Annotated in this window: 22 protein-coding genes and 1 other annotated feature; of the genes, 1 reads left to right on the plus strand and 21 read right to left on the minus strand. The window is 37.1% G+C overall.

All coding sequences use genetic code 11. The annotated features are described in order from the left end of the window. Both O3650_RS07330 and O3650_RS07335 read right to left on the minus strand, forming a co-directional pair. Positions 1 to 3900: YSIRK-type signal peptide-containing protein (locus O3650_RS07330; RefSeq protein WP_371491829.1), on the minus strand; the 3900-nt coding region annotated here is incomplete at its 3' end. A gap of 493 nt (positions 3901 to 4393) precedes the next feature. Continuing rightward, positions 4394 to 4960: a PBECR4 domain-containing protein gene (locus tag O3650_RS07335; RefSeq protein ID WP_000013900.1), complete on the minus strand. Its 567-nt coding sequence runs from the start codon at positions 4958 to 4960 to the stop codon at positions 4394 to 4396. A gap of 18 nt (positions 4961 to 4978) precedes the next feature. Between O3650_RS07335 and O3650_RS07340 the strand changes: the two genes are divergently transcribed. Further along, positions 4979 to 5167 (plus strand): hypothetical protein, encoded by a 189-nt coding sequence (locus tag O3650_RS07340; RefSeq protein ID WP_071788347.1) that lies wholly within the window; start codon positions 4979 to 4981, stop codon positions 5165 to 5167. Between the two features lie 30 nt (positions 5168 to 5197). On the opposite strand, the gene O3650_RS07345 is transcribed toward O3650_RS07340, so the two are convergent. The 19 genes from O3650_RS07345 to O3650_RS07435 form a co-directional block, all read right to left on the minus strand. Further along, complete coding sequence (locus O3650_RS07345; RefSeq protein WP_261031054.1) at positions 5198 to 8011, minus strand: phage tail tip lysozyme; 2814 nt, start codon at positions 8009 to 8011, stop codon at positions 5198 to 5200. An 11-nt stretch (positions 8012 to 8022) separates the two neighbouring features. Then, positions 8023 to 10380, minus strand: a complete 2358-nt coding sequence (locus O3650_RS07350) for a VirB4-like conjugal transfer ATPase, CD1110 family (RefSeq protein WP_371491830.1) — start codon at positions 10378 to 10380, stop codon at positions 8023 to 8025. After that, positions 10331 to 10690 carry a PrgI family protein gene (locus O3650_RS07355; protein WP_033607216.1) on the minus strand — a complete coding sequence of 120 codons (360 nt, stop codon included), beginning with the start codon at positions 10688 to 10690 and terminating at the stop codon, positions 10331 to 10333. The genes O3650_RS07350 and O3650_RS07355 overlap by 50 nt, the downstream gene beginning before the upstream one ends. A 53-nt stretch (positions 10691 to 10743) precedes the next feature. Next, the gene (locus O3650_RS07360) at positions 10744 to 11598 is read right to left on the minus strand and encodes a conjugal transfer protein TrbL (protein ID WP_001054257.1); all 855 of its coding nucleotides are present in this window, start codon (positions 11596 to 11598) and stop codon (positions 10744 to 10746) included. A gap of 16 nt (positions 11599 to 11614) precedes the next feature. Then, entirely contained in the window at positions 11615 to 11857 is a 243-nt protein-coding gene (locus tag O3650_RS07365) for a hypothetical protein (protein ID WP_000627865.1), read from the minus strand. Between the two features lie 20 nt (positions 11858 to 11877). After that, the gene (locus O3650_RS07370) at positions 11878 to 13755 is read right to left on the minus strand and encodes a VirD4-like conjugal transfer protein, CD1115 family (RefSeq protein ID WP_371491842.1); all 1878 of its coding nucleotides are present in this window, start codon (positions 13753 to 13755) and stop codon (positions 11878 to 11880) included. Next, positions 13755 to 14243, minus strand: a complete 489-nt coding sequence (locus tag O3650_RS07375) for a hypothetical protein (RefSeq protein WP_371491831.1) — start codon at positions 14241 to 14243, stop codon at positions 13755 to 13757. The genes O3650_RS07370 and O3650_RS07375 overlap by 1 nt, the downstream gene beginning before the upstream one ends. After that, positions 14233 to 14532 (minus strand): hypothetical protein, encoded by a 300-nt coding sequence (locus tag O3650_RS07380; protein WP_000869753.1) that lies wholly within the window; start codon positions 14530 to 14532, stop codon positions 14233 to 14235. Before O3650_RS07380 ends, O3650_RS07375 begins: the two co-directional genes overlap by 11 nt. 333 nt (positions 14533 to 14865) lie before the next feature. Continuing rightward, the gene (locus O3650_RS07385) at positions 14866 to 15453 is read right to left on the minus strand and encodes a CPBP family intramembrane glutamic endopeptidase (protein WP_371491832.1); all 588 of its coding nucleotides are present in this window, start codon (positions 15451 to 15453) and stop codon (positions 14866 to 14868) included. 2 nt (positions 15454 to 15455) lie between these two features. Then, positions 15456 to 15689 (minus strand): hypothetical protein, encoded by a 234-nt coding sequence (locus O3650_RS07390; RefSeq protein WP_000840776.1) that lies wholly within the window; start codon positions 15687 to 15689, stop codon positions 15456 to 15458. Between the two features lie 12 nt (positions 15690 to 15701). Further along, positions 15702 to 16082 carry a hypothetical protein gene (locus O3650_RS07395; RefSeq protein ID WP_000566537.1) on the minus strand — a complete coding sequence of 127 codons (381 nt, stop codon included), beginning with the start codon at positions 16080 to 16082 and terminating at the stop codon, positions 15702 to 15704. Further along, positions 16075 to 16524: a hypothetical protein gene (locus tag O3650_RS07400; protein WP_371491833.1), complete on the minus strand. Its 450-nt coding sequence runs from the start codon at positions 16522 to 16524 to the stop codon at positions 16075 to 16077. Before O3650_RS07400 ends, O3650_RS07395 begins: the two co-directional genes overlap by 8 nt. Further along, complete coding sequence (gene dcm / locus O3650_RS07405; protein WP_371491834.1) at positions 16508 to 17866, minus strand: DNA (cytosine-5-)-methyltransferase; 1359 nt, start codon at positions 17864 to 17866, stop codon at positions 16508 to 16510. Before dcm ends, O3650_RS07400 begins: the two co-directional genes overlap by 17 nt. 99 nt (positions 17867 to 17965) lie before the next feature. Next, entirely contained in the window at positions 17966 to 18745 is a 780-nt protein-coding gene (locus O3650_RS07410; protein ID WP_045611627.1) for a replication initiator protein A, read from the minus strand. Continuing rightward, complete coding sequence (locus tag O3650_RS07415; RefSeq protein ID WP_000159607.1) at positions 18742 to 18915, minus strand: hypothetical protein; 174 nt, start codon at positions 18913 to 18915, stop codon at positions 18742 to 18744. The genes O3650_RS07410 and O3650_RS07415 overlap by 4 nt, the downstream gene beginning before the upstream one ends. A 201-nt stretch (positions 18916 to 19116) precedes the next feature. Continuing rightward, positions 19117 to 19485 carry a 50S ribosomal protein L7/L12 gene (gene rplL, locus O3650_RS07420; protein WP_001196965.1) on the minus strand — a complete coding sequence of 123 codons (369 nt, stop codon included), beginning with the start codon at positions 19483 to 19485 and terminating at the stop codon, positions 19117 to 19119. A 74-nt stretch (positions 19486 to 19559) separates the two neighbouring features. Next, positions 19560 to 20060, minus strand: a complete 501-nt coding sequence (gene rplJ / locus O3650_RS07425; RefSeq protein WP_042900879.1) for a 50S ribosomal protein L10 — start codon at positions 20058 to 20060, stop codon at positions 19560 to 19562. Between the two features lie 38 nt (positions 20061 to 20098). Then, positions 20099 to 20234: a sequence feature (ribosomal protein L10 leader region), on the minus strand. Positions 20235 to 20310: 76 nt separating this feature from the next. Further along, positions 20311 to 21570, minus strand: a complete 1260-nt coding sequence (locus tag O3650_RS07430) for a TRZ/ATZ family protein (protein WP_371491835.1) — start codon at positions 21568 to 21570, stop codon at positions 20311 to 20313. A gap of 114 nt (positions 21571 to 21684) precedes the next feature. Continuing rightward, positions 21685 to 23433, minus strand: coding sequence for an ABC transporter ATP-binding protein (locus O3650_RS07435; protein WP_153192515.1), 1749 nt, complete (start codon positions 23431 to 23433; stop codon positions 21685 to 21687).

Genomic DNA, 23433 nt, shown 5'->3' on the forward strand with positions numbered 1-23433 from the left:
AGGATATGGCTGTTTCTTATCTTCATCAACAGGCACGATTTGTGGATAACCTTTTACAACTTTAACCGGTACATTGACGGTTTCTTCTCGCTTCTTATCTCCTGAACCGTACGTTACTGTTATTGGAACTGTCAATGAGTCATCTCCAACTTTTCCAGTTGTTTCTGGAATCTTCGTTTCATCTACTGTTTTATCGTTGCCTTTTGTTGACACGGCATCTTTTAATTGTTCGGAAGATGGTTTAGTTCCTTCTACAACATAAACTGGATAAGCAGTTGACACACGTGGTTGTACTTTAATAATAAATTCTTGAGAAACTTTATCAGTTGTGTCTTTTAAAGTATCAAACACTGGATTTTTATCAAATGGATTGTCAACAATATCGTAACCCATTGATTTCAACACATCGATACGAGTTTGAACATCTCTTTCAGAAATCGTTTCTCCTGTTTTACCAGTTAACATTAATGCATGATCCGTTAATTCTGTTTCTTGTTGAGTTTTTGGATCTACGGAAACGAATTTCACTTTTGCTTTTTGATCATCTTTTTCATAAGTAATCTTAATATTAGCTTTTGGATCTGTGATTTTTGGCGGATGATATCCTTTATCTAAATGTTCTGGATCGATTGGTGTTAATGAATTTCCACTTCCATCTTTTGGAGTATAGCCATCTTTATGAGGAATAATTTCTGTAATTTCCCCAGTTTTTGTTGGGTCTGTTGGATCATTAGGGAATGGAATTGGAGTTTCTTCTAATCCAGTTGTCGGATTAATTGGAGTCCAACTTCCAATCTTCGTATAAGTAACCTTATCTGTTTCATCAGGGATTACTTTTGTATCTTTTTCAGGGGTTACTGCTTCTTTGGCTGGAATTTCTTTTTTATCAGCAATATATCCTGCTAATGTTTTAACTTCTACTTTTTCCCATGTTTGATTTGATGATTCCCAATCTGTATATTCGACTGTTTTATCAACTAGATTTACTTTTGCTTTTCTTGTGAATGACACAGTTTGAACAGTATCATCTAAAGCTTTTTCTTCAGCTGCTGTATTAGAATCTTTCTTCACATAAGAAATCACACGTTTAGCGGTCTTAGTCAAGTCAGATTCAGCCAAGCCCTTAGGCCATTTCAATTCTGGATTATTTCCATTTGGATCTACTGGGCTATCTTTTTCATGTGGCGTTGATGAAGGTACTTCAATGATTCTAGGTTTCAATGTGATTTCAAAGGTTTGAGATGGTTTAGAAACTCCTGCTTCCTCATCATCTTGGTCATCAAAATCAGGATGAGCACCATTTACATTGTATGTATCACTTTCAACTTCGTATCCTTTTCCTTTTAATTCTTTAATTTTATTAGTAATGTCTTCGCTATTTGGTAAGGCAGTTCCCGGTTCACCAGTTAATTCTACTGTTGTAGAGTGCTTACCATCAGTTGTTTTAATGACAACATTTGCTTTTTGATTTTTAACTACGTATTTATAAACAACTTCTGTAGGATTTTCTGATAATATCCCATCTGAATTATTTGGTAAATCAGTTTTAACTAGTTTGTAAACTACACCATTTTCACTAAATTCTTCTTCTGGTGTAACTGAATAATTGGTACCAACAATATTTTCTAATTTTGCTGTAGCATCTTTTAAGACATTTTCTCTAAGAACAGTAGCAGTATCATTAGCTTTTACATATTTTACAGTAACTTTTCCGTATTTTGCTTCATCGTAAGCTGCTACAATATTTGACACCGCATCATAAACTGTACCACTAGTTGATGTTCGCTTATATGGACTATTTTTTAGATACTCTCTAAATACATAGTATTTATTATCAGTTCCTTTAATAATATATGGCGCAGTAGCAGTGGTTGTTTTAACATTCTCATTTTGTGTCTCTTCTTTTTTCGTCGTGTTATTAGCTTCTGTAGCAACATTAGCTTCTGTAAAATCTTTTGTTGGAGTTGCAGTCGCAAATTTATCTACTTCAGCTACTCCCCCTTTAACAATTGAAGTTGCTTTTAAAATCGGATTATTATTAGCAACATTAATATAACGCATAGCAACATTTCCGAGTTCTAAGTATTCTTTAAGCCAATTCCCAGAAGCATCAAATGAATTTTTTTTCGGATTATCCCATGAGATTTCCATATTTGTTGTATATTGACCACTCAAGTCATCCGAACTATTTTCTTTCGTTATTTTGACAGTTTCATTTACAGGTCCAAACTTACCAGTTTGTGAATGATATAAATTAACAGTGTTCGAAACTGGTTCTCTTGACACACCGGCTGCTGCCCAATCAAAACTATAATTTGTATCTGAAGTTGCCTTACCACCCACAATTTTTACAACTAGTTCATCATCAGTAAGACTAATAACTTGAAACTCAGCATAAGTTCTTGGTGATTTTAATATAACATGCTCTTCATTTATCTTAGTGTTAGCAGTTGTTGATTTATTTGATAAATTTGCTCGAACTTTTTTAAAATCGCCACTTTTAACAAATTTATTTAAACTTTTATCGTTTAACTTAATAGTAAAAGTTGTACCTACGCCATATTCATACTTATTTGTACTAAAATTAAATTGTTCACTATGATTTATTAATTCACCATTTTGTCCAAACTCTAAAGTCCCAGAACTTGAAATAGTAGAAGGTGCCTCACTAGGTTTTTCTTGTTTAATATTTGTTTTATTAACAGTATATTCTTTCTCAACAACGGTTTGGTTATTAACTAAGATTTTTGCAGTTACTAATTTATCTTCACTAACTTCAGGATACCTTAAACTATAATCATTCAATGCACCTCCGAAAGATACATCTTTTAAACTTTCAATTGCAGAAGTAAACTTATAAGTAAACCTAGTTTTTGTACCTCTATTTTTTAATTTTGCTTGCTCTTTTTCTTCTAATGATGCTGAATCATCACGCTGAGCCCAAAAGGAAGTTTTTTTACCTTTAGCAGCTTCATTAGTAAATAATTCTTCTATACTCTCTCTTCTGGCAAAAACTTTTCCGTCTTTTGATAATGTCTCAGGCAAAGATGAACCACTTCCTAATTCTTCGAAAGTAATACTTATTTTATCATTTTCATGATAAGAACCATCTTTTAATTTTACATTATAAGAAAACTTAGTTGGAGAATAATTTCCCATTCGGTCATTAGTCGTAATTGTTCCACTGGCAGTAATATTCCCATTCTCTAGTATTTTAGATTCTACATTTCTAGTTTCTTCTGCTCTAAATCCACTCTCTCCTTTTCCTGGAATGGCTTTTCCATTTCGTGGATCTTGATTTTTGTTTTCTTTTTCTAATTTCTTTTCAATGGATGCTTTTGGTATACTTTTAAGAATAAAATCTATATTATTAAGAGAACTTAATTCTTTGTCGATATCTCCCTGTATTACTTTATCATTAGATAATAAGTCTTGCGCTTTAGCTAATTCTTCATTCGCACTTTTGATTACTTCTTCTGTTTTTTCATTCACTTCAGTTTTTTCAAGTAACGCTTGAACACGAGCAACAGCTAATTCTAATTTACTTGTATCAGCTTTAATAAACTGTTTTTCCTCTTGTCTACTCTCATTATTAAAAGATTCAGTTGAAGAAATAACATCTTTAGATCCTGTATTTTCAGAAGTTGCTTCTGATACCTTAAGATTAGAAGTATTAACTCTATCCTCATTATCTGTTTTCTTATCATATTCCTTTGGTTGATGATTTGAAGATACTGAGGCAGCACTACTATCATTACTTTGAATAGCATCTGCCTGAACAGTACCTCCACCAATAAACATCATAAAAGCAGCAATCGCGACTGAAGCTGCTCCAAAACTTACTTTGCGAATAGAAAAACGTAGTTGTTTTTCACGATCATGTTTACCTTTATAAAACATCTGATTTCCTCCGTTATAAATATCTTGTTATATATTATGATACTCTTTTTATCTAATAAATCAATAGAGTTTTTCGCAAAGTTTCATATCACAAAACGAACAATATCCGTATATATATATATATATATATATATATATACGGATATTGTTCGCTATTCTTTATAAATATTACATTTTATGAAACATGGATGTTTATTGTCTGAAAAATTACGTTTTTATAACATTTTAAATCACATAAATATTTAGCCTATGTATTTTCCAATCAGCTATTAGTTCCTAGCGCTAATTATTTATCATCAAGTAGTACAACCAGTTTCGAATCAGGTTGATAAATGGCTTCCATTTACTTCCTTCTTTCCTAGTTAATCTATTTTCACTCCAATCCTATCAAATATTCCTTGAAAGAAGTATCACAACTAAAAAGAGAACGAGCCAAAACTGCGTTCTCCTGAAAATGATAAAAATATATTTTATGCCACAAAAGATATGTAAACTAATCTTTTAAATAATAAAAGAGTTCCGACGTTTGTAAATGTTTTGAGTAAATTGAAATTACTTTTTGACCTTTTGGAAATACTGTCTTTCTCTTCAAATCTAATAAAGATTGAGGAACAATTTTCCTAGATGTCTCTTTCAATGTTAATGCTAGTATCTGTTTTCTTGTACGTAAAGCATAATCAAACTCCAAATACAAATAACGTCCTGAACCAGTTAGATGAACATGCTTTCCCAATAACTCCTCAATGGATCCTAAAACTTGTAACTTTTGCATCGTGGTTCCATCTTTTTTTATTTTCAACTCATCAATTATGACATGCCTATTTAAACAATCGTCAAAGAAACTGCCTGCACCTTTTCGGTAATCAACACCACATAGGTGCATGAAATTAGTAGGTGAAAAATGAAGTTCAACACTTTCTATTTCTGTTTCATAATACATGATTTTGCCAACGAAGTGTTCTTTAAAAAAAGAAGCCGCAATTTGTAACTGAGTAAAAAAACGCTGAAGTTTTATTTTTTCGGTGTAATTTGGATTACGATAATCTCTAGAATTTGCCATATTTTCCTCACAAAAAAGGTGGTTTACAGAGTCTGTAAGCCACCTAGTCAGTCGGTTTATTCTGGTGTCTGCCACCGCTTGGCCCTTACGTCCAAGATTGCTATCGGATTTCGTTCTGGTGTCCGCCACCGCTTGGCCCTTATGTCCAAGATTACTATCAGATTGACCATGAGCCGACCACTCATCTACACTATTTATTTTACCTGAAAATAGCTAAAATTTCAAGTTTAAACTCTTCTATTTCGTAGTATAGGCAAAACTGATGGCGCTATCTGCTTGCGAGATTTTTCTAAAGGTATAGTTAGGATTGCCACCATAGTTTGTCTCAGACACAAGGAAAGAACCATCATCATATACTTTCTCGACAAAAGCCACATGACCGTAGATGGCTGGTGTGCCATGTGTACCTCCTACAAAAGAAACAATGGCACCTGCTCTTGGTGTAGAGCCAGTTTCCCCACCAAGACTTGAAGCTGTCGCAACCCAGTCCTGACCATTTCCCATGGTATTAATGATTGAAATCTTTTCTCCATTTCTACCTTTTAATTTTAGGCCTAACTGGTTCATACGAGCCGCAACACCCCATGTACATTGTCCATAGGCATAGGCCATACCATCTCCACCACCAGGAACAGAATGATCATACAAGTCCCCACGAACACCTTCAAGGGATTGTGGATCACTCTTTGCCTGTCCTCCATTTGTTTGGCTAAAGCCTTTTTCAATTTGGTAATACCATTCCGTTGCTCTGGTTTGTCTTTCCAGTAGTTTGTCACCAGAATTTCCCTCCCAATAGGTGAGGAAGAGTTGGGCGAGATTAGCTGCACTGCCTGTATTTTTAAAGAAATCTTTTAACCAACTTTGATAGTAAGGACTATCCCCATGAAGCATAAAATCAAGTTGGAGGTCTAAATCATACCACTTCTTATTTTTACTATGTGCATAATTCAATAAAGCTGTATGACGTGTTGAACCATCTGCAGTATCCGTCCATTGCCCTAAACCCAAACCTCTATGAAGGATATTAGGATAAGCACCACTATAAATGGCTGGACCTCCAATCGCTAACCATGCTTCATCATCCCATGAGGAATCGGTAGCTCCAACAGGAGGAGATAAGTAATCTCCTTCAGCTCGTTTAGGATTAATAGAAGATTCTACCGACCAATTTCCTAAAATAGCCGCAATGGCTTGGGGACTTGCCCCTTGAGATTTCAAAAAATCATAAATATGTTTTGCTCGTTCAAACTCATCTCCACCAAACTGACCAATGGCAGGTAAGATAGTGGTCTGAAGTTGAATGACTTTTGGAAAATAAAATTGTGGATTGACATACACTAATTTTTCTTTCTTGTTCTTATACTTTTGATAGGAAACTTTCAAACCTGTATCGTCTGGTGTTTCACCAATAATATCACCCGTTAGAACTCTTGTCCCCTCAATCGCACGGCCATTATGAATAGAATACAAGGTCAATCGACTCTCATTCTCTCCTTTTCCGTTAGTGAGAATAACATTGTCGCCATCTAGAGATACAACACCATCCATTGGTGCGACAATCGTTTGGTGAGCCTTCGCTTCTAGTAGAATGTACTCCTGAAGGGTAGGTTTCCCGTCTAAATCATAGTATCCATAACGATAAGTCATGGTTAGACTATCTTCGTTGCTTTTCCCTTCAAATGGATTGTCCAATTCTTGCATGGAAGCATAGACACCTTCTTCTTTTAGTTCCTTCATTTCCTCTTGATCGTCTTTCGATAGTTTATACTTAGGAGTTTCATAGAGGTCTTGCATGGATTTCAAATCTTCTCCATCGTTTAAATCATGCCACAAAGTAGACAGATAATCCTTGTAAGTTTCTGAACTAAATAAGTGAACTGGTTTGTGTAACTCATAGTCATGGAATTTAAAGTTCATATACCCCATCACATCATCAACTTTTGTGTAATAGGTAATTCCTTTGTCATTTGTACGAGTATGTTCTGCATCTTCCCAAGTTAGGTGGGTATAAGCTTTTGTTAATTCAAATTCATCTTGTTGAATCAAACTAGCAGATGAAAATCCTAAAAAGAAGCTCATCATAAATAAGAGAAGAAAGACTAATCCTCCAACTATCCAGGTTACAGGATTTCCAGCCGTAAATGTAAAGAAGGAAAAGGCTGCTTTTAGTTTTTGATAGATATTTCGGACACTTGTAAGACCTTGTTTCTTTAATTTTCGAAACCGATTTTTAAAGGAACTTGGGTTATCTTTCGCTAGTTTCCATCCTTTTCCATCTTTAAAATGATGGTATCGCTCTTTTGTGTTGGTCAGTCTTTTCTTGGTAAAACGACCTGTTGCTTGTCCTGTTTTGACACTAGCTTTTCCAAGGTTATAAGAAAGCCGACTGTAGCGTTTCCCTTTTCTAATGGTCTCTTGTAAAGTGCGATAACCTTCTAAATCTTCATTTTCTGAAGCTAAATCTCCACCTTCACGTCCAAGGACATAAAGAAAAGTTTTGGCTTTCCTACTGACTTTTTTGGACTTATAGGCTTGTTTAGTATATTTTAAATTTTCTTTAGCAGCCTTTACTTCCTTCTTGGCTTTTAATTCTTCTAAACTCTTCCCTTGAAAGAAAAAATTAGATTTATGTTTCGATTCCTGACCATAAAGAAATTTTTGATTGGTTTTTCTTTCTTTACGACTCTCTTTTCTTTCTTCTTTTGCTTCTACCTTGGCTTCTCTAAATTGCTTCTTGGCTATTTTCAATCGTTTCCTAGCATGAGGCAATCGTCTGTCTCTTAATTCTTTACGATTCAAAAGAGATGGAGGACTATTTTGAAGGATGTGATTGTAGTCTTCATTTGCTTGTTTTACTCTCTCCTTTGAAGCTTCTCTCATCTCCTCTAGCTTTTCTTTTATCTCTTTTTTCCATGCTTTTTCATCCAGTACAGCGGAATCTTTTTTCTGTTTCCTCACCTCCTTCTTTCCTTGTTTCAAGAATTTCTTCTCATCTTTTAGACTTCTTCTAAATGCCTTTCGTGCACGTATGATTTCTCTTTTATCCTTCATTTACCTTCCCCTTAGTTAGAAGCCATTTTATCAGGATCCGTACTCATGATATCAAACAATTGTGTACCTTGAGGAATCTTATTTTTAAAGGGTACGACAACTGAACCAGCTTTTATCAGTCCTGCCCCTTTTTCTGGATTGACAAGGTATTTTTCGAGTTCTTTTGACAAGCCTAAGAGTTGAACCAATTCTTCTCGGTCATTTTTTGCTTGCTTTAGGATAATCATAAATTCACTATTTGCAATAATCCGTCTACCATTTGGATCTAACAATAAGGTTTCGACATTTTGGGTTATCCCAGTCGGACTGGCTCCATATTTTCTGACACGACTCCACAATTTAAAGAAGAAATCACTGGCATATTTATCTAATAAAAGAAGCTGCATTTCATCAAAATAAATCCAGGTCTTCTTCCCTAATTTTTGGTTCCGAACAACACGATTCCATATCTGATCAAAAACAACCATAAGGGCGATTTGTTTCAGCTCATCTCCTAACTTTTTAACATTATAGATTAAGAAATTAGATCCTGTCTGAATATTGGTCTTATGAGAAAAAATATCAAGAGAACCTTCGACATACAGTTCCATATCAAGCGCCAAATTCTGCGCTTCTTCTTCTGGTTGTTGACTCAAGACAAAGACCCATTCTTCCAAAGAAGGCTCTTTAAATGACTGATAGGTGAGTCTCGTAACTCGGTCGATAATCGATTTTTCTCTTCCATCCATTTTCCTATCCAATAACTTGCCGATAAAGGATAAAAGAAATTCTGATTTTACCTTAACAGGATCCTCATCCATATTTTCCTCAGACAAGTCAAGTACATTGAGATAGGTTTGGGAATCAGGCGCAATATCAATCATTTCTCCTCCAAAAGCTCGTCCAATGACACTGTATTCTGCTTCTGGATCCACGATGATAATTTCGGTATTTTCACCAGATTCCTTGATTTTGGTCGTGATAATTTCATGCTTGGTTGCCATCCCTTTCCCAGCTCCAGATGTCCCTAAAATCAGACCAGACGGTGTATTTAATAAGCTTCGATCAATGGTAATAATATTGCTTGATATTTGATTGATACCGTAATATTTCCCACTACGGTCTTGTAAGTCTACTGAAGTCCATGGAGAGTTCACTGCTACATTGGACGTTAATAAACTCCGTGATACCCCCTCTAAAAAATCACAACCAAATGGTAGCAAACTATTAAAGGCTGCTTCTTGCATATATGGAAGTTTATCAATCATTAGGTCATTAGAGCCGGCCACTTGTTGGATAGTGTCTAAAGCTTGTTTGAGTTCTTCTTCATCCTGACCAAAAACCCCAATCAAGAAGACCGTTTGAAATAGTTTATCTCCTGTCTCGGTCATGGTTTTTAAGAGTTCCTCAGCTTCATCGATATTGCTTTCTAATACATGACCTACTTTTTCCAAATAGATACCTGTACGAGCAAGTTTTTGTTGTTCCCCAATCTTTTGGGATTCCATCAAGGTCTTCTTTGTTCGTAGTTTCTTCATGGCATCTGCCTTGGTCGAACTTTGAGCATGGAGGCTCACAATCAATTCCAAATCTCCTTGCATGAGGTCTCGAATAAACTGATCCCCTAATTCCATACCATAGTCTCTCACATAGACAATCTGTAATAAGCGGTCATTGATTTGTAGGTAATTCTTGTTTTTAAAATCCAAGAGATTAGGTGCTATGAAGTGACGAGTTGTCTGACCAGATCTCGTTAAATCACGGTAAGAAAAAGGAAGATGTTGTTCTCCTCTAAGCATATCTGCCAACAAGTTGACACGCTCTTCTCCAGCCAAGGATTCAAATCGTGCATCAATTTCTGAGAAACCACTCTTGAAATATTCTCCTATTTGGGACAAGGAACGATAGGCTTGTTTGGGATTAGAATCCTTTCTACCAAAGCTAATCAGTTTCACAGCTGAAAAATTATTTTCACCACTGTCTAAATTCTGATTCATCATCCGATTCAATTCTTTACGATAGGTATCATATCCATCTTCTTTTTCCTCATACAAAACACTTTGTCTAAACTTTTCTAAATTCAATCTTTTATTAAAGATGGTCAATTGGAAGTTGGTTTGGTCGTCTAGGGAGTTAATCAAATCAGAATACTTCTCAATGATTGCCCCCTTATCTTCTAAACCAACGGTCTGGTAATTGACATCACCAAGTAAATAGCTTTGTGAGAAATAATCTTCTTTCACCTGCATCAGACCATTTTGATACAGGGCTTGATAGGAAAGTGTATTAGCCGTTGAAGGTAACACTTCCTCTTTTTTCCCTTTAACTACTTCTTTCTGATTAGTCGTTGAAGTTTTTTGTTTCTTTAATGTATTTGATTTTCTTTTCATGTTCAGGTCCTTTCTTTCCAGTAATTGTGCGTAGGGGAACCGTTAGTTCAAAATGAAGACGGTATTTCAAATAATGTTCAAAATATAAATCATTGGGTTTATAGACTCCAAAGAGCATGAGGGGGATGGTAAAGGCAAACACAAAACCGTAAACAAACCAATCTCCAAATTGCCAGTAAAAGAGATTCAAACCCAAAACAATAACTGTGACAATAAAGGCTGGTAGGACAAAGATGATTTGTCTTGTTGTGAAGCCTAACCAAGCCCTGTGTTGGTATTTTGAGATGTCTTTAAAGACACGTGTATTCATGACTTTCCTTTCTAAAAAGGCTAAGAAGCAATCACTTCCTAGCCTTTATCTAATTACATACCTAATATTGAGCGAGCCGTACGTTGAGAACCAACGAGGGCAATAATCAGTAAGATAGCTTGTACCAAACTACCAAACATAATCGCAAGTGATTGCAAGACTCCTGCACCATTTGAAACAGCTATTTTCCCAGCAGATTCAAATAAAGGAACAAGCGAAACAATCAGAAAAATGAGAACCCCTTGTACCGCATAGACCATAATATTTTTTAAATAGCCAATACCAATAGACTTCCATTCATCGCTTAAAAATGTTGGAATCGTAAGAGGGGCAAATGGAATCATAAGATAGAGTTGAATGAATCGAATGGATACCAACAGATTAACCATGGCTGCACTTACTATTCGAACAAGCCAAATGAGAAGGGCGAAAAAGCCCACAATCATCCGGCCAATAAATCCTGACCCCTTTAATCCAGAGATTGTATCATACTTTGCCCCACCGTGAGCCACAATCGAGGCCACTTGTTCAATGGCGTGACTCGCAATCCCGATGATGGCTTCTACAATAACGGTAGTGTTGGTAATTACAACTGCGACCATAATATAACTAATCAACATCGGGGCTAATGCTTCAAAGGTCATCGCTCCACCTGAGTTAGCAATTTTCTTTGCCATCTTCGAAAATTCTAAGATGAGAACAACTGATAAAATCGCAACTCCAAGAGGCTGCATGACACTTTTAGTAATACTAGACATATAAGTCCAAACGGTTGGATTGTAGCTAGATAGAGATTTAATCAAATCTACCGTAGATTGTAAATCTACATTAAATCCTTCAAATAAATTTTCAGCTGATATTTTTTCAGATGCAAGGTAAACAAAGGGTGAGACTAAACTAAGATTCATGTCATTGTTTATCCTCCTAAATTGAAATCTGGGTTACAAAGGCTCCAGCAGCCCCAACCATAACACCACCGACAATTTCAAGAATGGCATTCCGAACACCTGGTCCACCGTCTTTAATGTTGGTTGCAAGGTTGACAATCCCCACAACAACGAGAAAGGCACCAACCGCAATCAATCCCTTCTGCAACAAAGACATAGCTTGTGCAAACATAGCACTTGCGTCTACTCCATAAACAAAACCTTTAAAATGCGTAATCATCTATTTCCTCTTTTCTATTTTTATTTTAAACTAGATTCAAAAGTTAAATCACGAATTCTAAGGCCTTCAAGGTGATTTTCTTGTCTTTGATTTAAAGGATTGATTTGATAGTTCCACCACCGTTCATCGGTTTCTTGATTGGCTAGGTATTTCCAGTTTGGATGCTTAGTGGAATTGTACTTTTTGCTTTTAAAGACAGGCATATTGGCAATTCGAACCAGGCATTCATGCCGTTTCATATTTCCGACTTCGTCAGGTGTCATTAAATCACGAGCAATCTTTTGATGAGAAAGTGATCCTGAACCTGTCTGGCCAAAGGAACGACTAGTATTTCGAACATCAATGGTTTGTTTACCGAGTAATCCACTCATAAATTTAAAGGTATCTTCATCATTCCCACCTAAGTAGACTAAGCTGTCACAGTTCCCAAGAATGGTTTTCCAAGCCTCTTTTTCTTTATAGAGCCCTTGAAGTTGGGCAATATTTTGAAGAATAGGAACGAGACTCATATTTCGAGAACGGACTGTTGAGGTTTGTTCAGCAAAATCTGGGATTTCTCCGATATTTGCGAACTCATCTAAGTAAACTCTCACATGAAGAGGCAATTGACCCTTAAAATCAATATCTGCTTGTCTTGTTAGGGTTTGAAATGCGGTTGAAAAAAAGAGGGCTGAAAGAAAGCGAAAGGTACTATCGTTATCTGGGATAACTAAGTAAACCATTGATTTTTCCTGGCCCCATGTCTTCATATCAAGGGTATCTCTTTTAGTCAAATCCATGACACTTTGAATATTGAAGAGGGCAAATTTAGCAGTGGTTACAGCTATAACAGAATCCAGAGTCTTATCCTTATAATTTTGGAAATCTGCCCAATTTCGCATGGTGAAATTTTCAGTCCCATACTTTTTAGCATAATTTTCAAATAGAATTTCTAAGACACTTTTTTCTTGGTTTTCACCCTTGGATAAGTGTTTAATGAGTTTTGAGATTTCAGCAAAACTTGGATAACGCCCTCGTTTTTTTCGCTCTTCCACTTCTTTTTTTTGACGTTTCAACAAGTTTTGGTATTCCTTTTGACTTAAACGACTTTCTTCTATGAGCTGTTCTCTTGTTTTAGGTGGATTATAGAAATCGACCAAGTAGGAGGCTAAAGCTCGTACCAAAGTCATAGAAGCTTCATCCCAAAATGGATCACTACGAGATCCAGAGCCTTTGGTGTTATTAAAATAAACCGTCAGCATGCGATTCAAATCATTTTCTGTCTCTATATAGCGAAAAGGATTGAAGCCATCTGAGTTCTTCATATTGACTAAATCTAGCACCTTTACTTGGTAGCCATGTTCTAAAAAGAGTTTGCCTGTTTTTTCGGCCAAGTGATCTTTAGGATCCACTACAATATTAGAACTATTCATTTGAATCAGATTGGGTTTCACAAAGCGAAATGTCTTCCCACTTCCTGAACCTCCAATCACCGCAATATTCTTATTCCTATCATATTGGGCTGATTTTTTATCTAATAATGTCAGACGAACATCTTGTGCTAAGATCGTATCATGAGAAAATTCCTTACCGTAAAAGAGCTTCTTTTCTTTTAGAGTTCCAAAACGGGCGCTCCCGTATTCTACCCCTTCTCGGTATTGTTTTTTGCCAGTCTCTAAATAAAGATAAACCAGCAACATCATCACAAAACCTAGTAGAAAAAAAGCACTTGATTTTCCAGTAAAAGAAATATTCCATGGCGACTGAAGAACTTCATCTTGACCTTCCATCAGAAGATGAGTCCATTTATCTAGTGTATTTCCAGTATAGGAATCATACAAAAGCGTCAAACGATGAAAAAGATAGCCTAGTAAGATACCTAACAGTGAGAATAGTAGGAATTTCTTTCCACTGTACATCATCTCACCATCTCTTTCTGTTTGACGGCTCCTTCTTGTCTAAAGGTAATTTGGGATTTAGCCTCATCAATTGCTTGGTCTAGTGACTTATCCATGGTAAAATCAGCTAATTTCTCCGGATCATTAACCATTTTTTCTAACAGATGGTCTAAATGATTGTCTAGAATCGAACGGTCTTTCGTGTAGAAATGTAGAGAATCCCCTTGCCAAGCGATGGCTAAAGGAATCTCTTCTTTTTCTAAAAAATCTTTAAATTTCTCTATATCAATTGGTTTGTCTAAAAAATCTTTTTTCAGATTAATCGTATCAATCGAATAAGGAGATTGTAGCAATTCTTCTAATTTCTGCACCCCTATCTTATAGGCGGAATCCTGTGCTAAAGCTTGACGTCTAGACCATTCTAGAATCTTTAAAAGACTTTTTACAGTAAACAAAAGACTACGCTCAGCATATTGAACTGCCATTCGTTCCTGTTGTTCAGAGGACATCTGATGCCTCCTTCTTAACAAATAGCAGCTTTCCTTCCTTATAACGATAAGCTATCAATTTCTGACGTTGCTTAATCGACTTGACAACCTGCAGTAGATCTCTCGAATAAGGTTCTCGAAGAGTAACTTCTACTGCTTTCCCATCAAAGATACCAACACGTTTAAATTCAATGTAGTCTTTTTTGAGATGTCCTAAGCCCATACCAAAAGGAAAGTGATGAATCAATTGGATGGTACAACCACCTTTATTTCCCATTTGTTTCAAATCATACAAGTTTACTACCTTCATGATTAACTCCTTTATCTAGTTTGTCGCATCGTTTAAGTCTGGTAACGATAAACTCCGTGTCTGTTAGAAAATTCTCACACACGTCTTGTGCCAGTTGCCCTTCACAGGGAAATACTCTCAGTCCCTACTTACACAGGCACGCTAATCAAGACGGAGTGGATTCAATTTTCAAAGAACAGGTAGCTTTATTATAGATAAGAGTAGTTGAAATTTTTATCACATTTCTTAATTTTCTGTCGAGCTAAATTCATATTAATCAAAGAGTTTGAAATAAAAGACTAACATTGTTACATAACGTTAGCATTTCATTTCCCTTTGAAAATCTAACGTTGTCTAAACAAGCAGCAAACTATAAACTAGTAGGTTCCACACCAAATGTAGCCCCATACTGCCCCATAAGTCCGATTTATAGCGCACCATCCCTAAAAACATTCCCAATGAAACATACAAACACCAAGCTAGAATGGTTCCTGGATGATGAGCTAAAGTGAACAAAACACTTGTCAACGCAATTCTGATATCTAATTTTTTGACCAAGTTCCATAAAATTTCTCGATACAAAAATTCTTCAACCATACTCGCATTGATTAAAAACAATAAAAATGAAAACCAAGGAACTTGATGTTGAAGCCCAACTAAGTTTGCTTGATTCGTGCTTCCTTGAGCATGGATTAAGCTAAAACATAGACTTATAATCAGTAGGCTAACGAATCCAATACCAAGCCACTTTATCCTAATTTTCATATTGACCTTAGCCACTTGTTTACGTTGATCATACATCCATAAAAAAGAAATGAGTGACGAACCATAGAGAATCTGTAGTATAGTTAACTCACCGATACAAAAAAATTTCAGTAAGTATAGGGATACCAATAGGACATTTACTTGTTGGAATATATATACTGGAATTATTCTTTTCATAGTTACCTCCGAAATAAATCTTCATAATCTAAATCTAATACCTGCACAATCCTTTCTACCCATGGACTTTGAGGCATTCGTTGTTCCATCTTATAGTGGCGAATCTTTTGATACAAGCGATTCAATTCACTTGGATAGTGAAACTCTCCCGCAAACATTTTTCTGGTTAACTCAATCCAGCTGATATTTCTTTCAGCCAAAATAATGGACAAGTTCTCCCAAAATCGTTCAGCCATATTGCTTCTCCTTTAGTTAGATAAATAATGTGTTTGTGCCATGTAAATCAATTGTTTCGTATCTCTTGGCAATAGAGCTCTAGCCTCTTCCAAATTCAGATTTGGATAAACTCGCTTATTTGAAACCGCAAGAGGAAGTCTGATGGTTAGTTCAGGATTTTTTAAAATCATCTCAACGAAATCCGTTAATCTTAGATTGTCACGGTTCTTAAATCGTAATAAATTGGGAGATAAAAATTCAAAACAATCTGAAGAATAGCTCATCATCTCAATTAATTTATCCTTTGTCATTTCAGAAATAGAATGAGGAGTGACCTCTATGCCATACTTTTGAAAGAAATCCAAAAGAAGTTGATTTCTTTGGCTATTTTTACTTAGATATAGATCAATCATGAGAGACCTCCAACAAATTTGCTTCCATTTGATATTCTGAGACGATTAAGGAATCTAATAAATTTGCGAAGTTAATCGGTTTCTTGTCTTCATCATAAGCTTTTACAGTTACTTGGGTTGTAAGTATTCCCTCTTTTCCCTCGGCTCGATAGCCTTGCCCATATAAAACAAAAACAAGATTATGATTATCATCTACAAAGGCATCAGCTCCGTTCTTTATATCCTGACTTTCAAGGAATTCCATAATGTTTTGAAGATAGGATTCATAAAATAGTGGGTAATTATGTTTTTTATGGTAATAATCTAAAAATTTTACTTCAAACTCACATGGATAATTGGGCATCAAAAATATTTGTTCATCCAACTGTTTGATTTCTGCATCATGCAATTCTGTTTCTAATTCATCACAATCTAGTATTGACTCTTTATTTAAAGCTTTCATCTTTTTCCTCTATTTCTTTTAATTTCTTTGCGATTGCGGCAATCACAGGAACGGTTACACTATTACCAGCTTGTTTATAGAGCTGACTATTACTAGAAACTTTTCTAGCAGCTTCAAAAGCCCAATCAGGAAATCCCTGCAAGCGAAAACACTCTTTAGAAGTTATTCGTCGGATCCTCAGACGGTAAAATTGTCCATCTATCAAGACACCGGCTACATGATAAACTTGTTTATCTTCTCCTTCATAGCTAGCCACTACTACTCCCATTTGACCACTAGTTGTTAACGTATTCGCTATACCTTTTCCAACTCTACCACGACGATACTGAGAACTTGGTCTTTCCAAATTGATTGAATCTCCTATTTCTGCTTGAGCATATCCTTTTTTAGTTGCTTCCCGCACTTTTAAAAATTGGATTGGTTCTGGAATCAGTATTTTGGGAATTTTATCTCCACCTTGCATCGTAGTCAATGTTGGAGATAAGCCCTCACTTCCATAGACGCGACCAGTTTCCTTAAAGCTAGTCGGTAAATCTCCAACAACGACAATACCATGACGATCCTGAGTATTTAAAGTAAACATTGGCTCTTGATTATCCTTGAAACGTCTACCATTTTGTCTTTTGTCTAATCTATCTGGTGTCATACAAGGAATCGCAACCTTAAATCCTTCTCCTTTTCCACGAACTAAAGTTGGCGCAAGACCTTCTGAATAATAGACTTTACCACTCATTCCACTTCTTGATGGATTTAAATTCCCTAGTTCTTTCAAAGTCTCAGAGTTAGTTGCTTGACCTTCTCGTCTGAAAGGAAATAGGAGTCTGGTACCTTTCTTTCTAGAATGTCCGATAATAAACACCCTCTCTCTGTTTTGGGGAACGCCAAAATCCTTACTGTTAAGCACCTGCCACTCAACATCAAACCCCAATTCATCAAGCGTGGTAAGGATTGTGGTGAACGTCCGTCCCTTATCGTGATTGAGTAGGCCTTTAACATTTTCAAGAAAAAGAAAACGTGGTTGGATTTGTTTGGCCGCCCGAGCAATTTCAAAGAACAGAGTGCCTCTAGTATCTTCAAATCCCAATCGTCTTCCTGCGATTGAAAATGCTTGACAAGGGAATCCCCCACAGATGATATCGACTTTCCCTCTAAGTTTTTTAAATTCGTCATCTGAAACATCTCGTATGTCATGAAATTCTATTTCTCCTTCTGTTTGAAAAATGGACTTATAAGATTTCCTAGCAAATTTATCAATCTCACAAAATCCAATACACTCGTGTCCGACACTTTCCATTCCAAGTCGAAAGCCACCGATACCTGAAAATAAATCAATAAATCTCATTTCTTTATCCCCCCTTTCTGATCGACTATCATTGTCAGAACTGTCACTCCACTTGAAATGACAATGAGCATAACTAATATCCACTCGATTGGCGACATTTTAACCACCTCCTTTTCTAACACGGTTATTCCAAACAGAATACAAGCCGTTAAACACAAATTCAGCCAAAACTTCCGCTCGTCTAACAAAGCGAACATTGTCAAGAGCATACTGATAGATTCTCTCAAAATCAGTCATAGCAATTTCACTGGCTGTTTCAGAAAAACCTTCTCGTCTAAATTGATCTTGTACCAATCCCCAAATATAATCTCGATCATATTTTGTGACCTTTTCTACTTTTCTTTTCAAAATAGGTTGAGTATTCCCATCCTCCTCATCCTCAATAAATAAAGAATCAGTCTCACTATATTTAGTCTCACTAACTTCAGTCTCACTAGGGGCTGAATATGAGACGGGGGGCGTTTCATTTTCAACCTGCCCTAGTCTTTTTTTAACACTAGGCCTGTTCGAACTAGCTACTGGGGTAGAAGATAATTCCCCTAAATAAATCTTATTAGCTAGTCTCCCTTTTTCACTTGAAGACTGTTGGACTTCATCAATTAAGTCATATTCTTTAAGAACTTTTTTGATTGATAGTAGTTTTGACTTCGAACAACCTAACAGCCTCATCAGTTTAGAATTAGAAAATACTAAATAAACCGCTCCTTCTTCATCTATCCAACCACGACTAAGAGATAATTCTAAACGGTCTTTTAAAATAGAATAAGCTACCTTTACTTCTAGTTTCATATCCATATATTTCTCATCCTCAAAAAGAATTTTAGGTAATTTATAATACCGTTCTGAAGTTTGGTATTGATTTGCGGTAATTCGTTTCATAGCGCTCCTCCAAGTTCTTTGAGTATTAAATCTCCACTTGATTCCAAGCGAACCAAGCCACTTTTTTCTAATTCAGCCATAAGAGAGATGGCTTCAACAATGTCAATTCCCATTTCACGTACTAAAAATGAAATGACAATATAGCGTGATGATTGTAATTCTTTTGTCATTTTTCCTCCAGAAAATAAAAAAAGGAGAACAATATACAACTGTTCTCCAAAATAATTTTATTAAAAAGAAAAACCCTGCCAAATTAATTTTTGGTAGGGTTTTTGGTAGGAAACTAAATTTATTTATCAGTTTCTAAAATGTGTTCACGATTCTAAAAGGCTGATACTATAGTATTCCGAATTCTAATTGGTATATGCCTCTTATTTAAGAGTAACTGAAGCTCCAGCTTCTTCCAATTTAGCTTTGATTTCTTCAGCTTCTGCAGTTGCAACGCCTTCTTTAACAAGTGCTGGTGCACCGTCAACAAGTTCTTTAGCTTCTTTAAGTCCAAGACCAGTGATTTCACGTACAACTTTGATAACGCCAACTTTTTTGTCGCCTGCAGATGTCAATTCAACGTCGAATGAATCTTTAGCAGCACCAGCGTCAGCAGCACCAGCTGCAGCAACAGCTACAGGAGCAGCTGCAGTTACACCAAATTCTTCTTCGATAGCTTTTACAAGGTCGTTCAATTCAAGGATTGAAGCTTCTTTAATTTCAGCAATAATGTTTTCAATGTTCAATGCCATTGTTATTTCCTCCAAATAAGTTTTAAATTTTATAATAGTTTTTTCGTAGCTAGGCTACGCTGCGTAGCTTAAGATTAAGCTGCGTCTTCTTTGCTTTCTGCAACCGCTTTGACTGCAAGAGCAACGTTGCGCACTGGCGCTTGAAGTACAGAAAGGAGCATAGAAAGAAGTCCTTCGCGGTTTGGAAGAGTTGCAAGTGCAAGAATCTCTTCTTTAGATGCGACAGCGCCTTCGATTGCACCACCTTTGATTTCAAGTGCTTCAGCGTTTTTAGAAAAGTCGTTCAAGATTTTCGCTGGTGCGATAACATCTTCATTAGAAAATGCAATTGCAGATGGTCCAACAAATACAGATGCAAGATCTTCAAGACCAGCTTTTTCAGCTGCACGACGTAAGATTGAGTTTTTAATGACTTTATACTCAACTTCGCTTCCACGAAGCTCACGACGAAGAACTGTATCTTGCTCAACTGTCAAACCACGAGCGTCTACAACGACGATAGCTGCAGCAGCTTTCATTTTTTCAGCTACTACGTCAACTAGTTCCGCTTTTTTAGCAATAATTGCTTCACTCATTAGTGTGTTCACCTCCGTTATTATTTTGCTTGGGGAATTTTTCCAAAAGAAAAACGCGCCCAAACCTAGACACGAAAGTACAATACGCTTCTTTTTACATGATACGTTTTGTCCTCGGTAGGATACTTATGAGTCGAGCTCCCCTACTGTCTTAGGCAGTTTTTTCAAACCGTATATAAGTATAGCATAGTCAAAAAAAGAATGCAAGATTTTTGCAAACTTTTTTTAAAATTTTTTCGTGATTTTTCTTCTAAAGTTCTACTGTCAGGACTTGACCTTGCTTAACAACCTGTTCTCCAGCGATATAAACATCATCAACATCACTGGATTTAACAGCATAGACGAGATGAGAAAGCATATTCCCCTTAGGTTGGAGATGGATTTTGCCTTGTGGTTGAATAACAAGAAAATCTGCCTGCTTGCCAACTTCCAGACTTCCTATCTGATTTTCCATTCCTAGAACCTTAGCCCCTTCGATTGTCAGTGCCTTGAGAGCCATTTCGATAGGAAATTGGCTGGCATCTCCACTTTTCATCTTCTGAAGAAGGGCTGCTGTCCGTCCTTCCTCAAACATATCCAGATTGTTATTGGAAGCAACCGAGTCAGTCGCAATTCCCACTGCTACTCCCGCTTTTTGGAGCTGGATAATTGGAGCAATTCCTGATGCCAATTTGAGATTACTGATAGGATTATGCGCAATTGCCACTTGAGAAGTTGACAAGCGTTTAATTTCTCGCTCGTTTAATTCGACCCCATGAGCAAAGACAGACGGATGTTCTAAGTAACCCAGTTCTTCTAGAAAGGCGAGGGGGCGTTTGCCGTATCGTTTCAGGATAATTCCTGATTCCTCCTTGGTCTCCGCCACATGGATATGGATGGGAATGTCCAACTCTTTTGCCATATCCAGGCTTCCCTCCAACAAGTCCCTACTACAGCTGTAGGGAGAATGTGGGGCCACCATAACCTTGAAATTTGGATTTTCATATCCTATGATTGTCTCGATGATAGCTCGTGTTCTGCTTATAGTCTCAGCAGTTGTTTCTGTCTCTGAAGAAAAGAGGGTCGGTGAGAAATAACAACGCATCTTGGAAGCTTCTACTGCCTGATAAATTCTCTCAATATCCACTCCATTGGGATTATACATATCGTTGAAGGCTGTTGTTCCTGACTGGAGCATTTCTGTCAGCGCTTCTTTGACCACCTTGGTAGTCATATCTGGTGTAAACTCAGCTTCTGCAGGCCAAATATAGTCATTGAGCCATTCATGGAGATTGCTGTCATCTCGAATCCCTCTCAAGCCTGTCATAACAGAATGGGTGTGGCAATTGACCAATCCAGGCATGATCCAAGCTCCCTGATAGTCTATAATCTGCTCAGCTTGCTCTAAAATCTCTGACTTCTCTTGACCAACATAGACGATTTGAGAACCCTTAACTGCTAAGATTCCATCCAGATAAACATGGAAATCTTGGTCACAAGTCACGATATTTACATGCTGATAGACTTTCATTATAGGCTCCTTTTCTATAAGACAATTTACAGTGAATAATTTTTCTAGCTATTGTAACAAAAAAGTCACCCGAAGGCAACTTTTTTCGTCCATAAAATTTCAAAAGAGAAAGGCTTATTCTGAGCTAAAAGCTGCAGCTTGCTGCATTTGGTAATACTTGCCTTTTCTAGCCATGAGGTCCTGATGGTTCCCATACTCAACAATGTCGCCATCCACCAAGACAAGAATCAAATCTGCATCTTGAATGGTTGACAAGCGGTGGGCAATGATAAAACTTGTGCGCCCCTTCATGAGTTTGGCAAAGGCATCCTGTACCAGCACTTCTGTCCGCGTATCAATGGATGAAGTTGCTTCGTCTAAGATAAGAATCTTTGGAATAGCCAGAAAGACTCGGGCGATGGTCAAGAGCTGTGCTTGACCGACAGAGAGAGATTCTCCTGCATTTTCCAACTTGGTATCATATCCTTGTGGCAACTGTTGGATGAAAAAGTCCGCATTGGCTGCTTTGGCAGCAGCAATCACTTGCTCCCGACTAGCATCAGGATTGCCGAAGGCAATATTGTCATGAATGGTCCCTTGCTTGAGCCAGGTTTCCTGTAGCACCATGCCAAACTGCTGGCGTAAAGTGGCACGACTATAGTCATAAATGGAACGACCATCCAGCAAGATATCTCCAGAGTTAATGGGATAAAAACGCAAGAGAAGATTGATAAGGGTTGATTTTCCAGCACCTGTCGGACCAACAATAGCCACCTTGCTACCAGCTGGGATATCGATGGATAAGTCCTTAATCAATATCTTCTCAGGATGGTAGCCAAAATAGACATGTTTAAAGGAAATAGCTCCCTTAACCTGGTCACTGGTCAAAACTTCCTTACCTGTTTCAGCCACCTCAGGGCTCTCTAAGACAGCATAAACACGCTCTGCGCAAGCCAAGGCACTTTGCAACTCAGCTAGCACTGAAGAAATATCATTAAAAGGCTTGGTGTACTGTTGAACATAGTTCAAAAAAGTCACTAAGCGTCCAATGGTCAAGGTGGACCCCATCATGATACGATAAGCTCCTACTCCAGCTAGAAGGGCATAAATGAGCGCATTGACAAAACGAGTCGAAGGATTAACCGTTGAAGAATAAAAGATAGCTGACTGCGAATAACCTGCATAGTTGTCATTAGCCTCACGCAGTCTTTGGATAAATTCTGCCTGAGCATTAAGGGACTGGATAATGGTCTGCTGGCTCAACGATTCTTCAATTAATTGTGTCTGAATCCCCCTTGTCTCTGTTTGCTTTTGGAAGAGATGATAGGATCTCTTGGCAATAAAGCGTGAAATCACCATAGACAGTGGCGTCAACAGCAAGACCAAAAGAGTCATGAGGAGATGAATTTGAAGCATGGCTAGAATACTAACCAAAATCATTAAGACGCCAATAAAAAATTGGTTAAAAATCATGGTCAAGCCGGCTGCCAACTGTTCTATATCTGTGGTCACACGACTGACCATCTCTCCACTGCCTTGCCGATCCACAAAAGCAATCGGTAACCGATGGAGCTTATGGATGATTTGCTCTCGCAAGTCTCTGGTATAAGAGAAGATTAGGCGATTATAGAGAAGAGGATTGACCCACTGCACAAGGGTATTTCCTATGACCACCAAGATCATTTGGAGAAAAATCTGCCAAAAAACTGGTGAAGAGTCAGTCACTAGGACTTGGTCGATGACCTGCCCAATCAGAATAGGTAGATAGATCGATAAACCAACTTGGGCAATAGTTCCTAGAAAGGCTAGGAAAAGGAGTAAAGGATGACTTGCTAAATCTTTGGCCAAACGTTTGAGCGTCTGGTTTGCAGTTTGTCGTCTCAT

Origin of the sequence: Streptococcus sp. 20925_1_24, from assembly GCF_041432335.1 — a bacterium.
GTDB lineage: Bacteria > Bacillota > Bacilli > Lactobacillales > Streptococcaceae > Streptococcus > Streptococcus mitis_BM.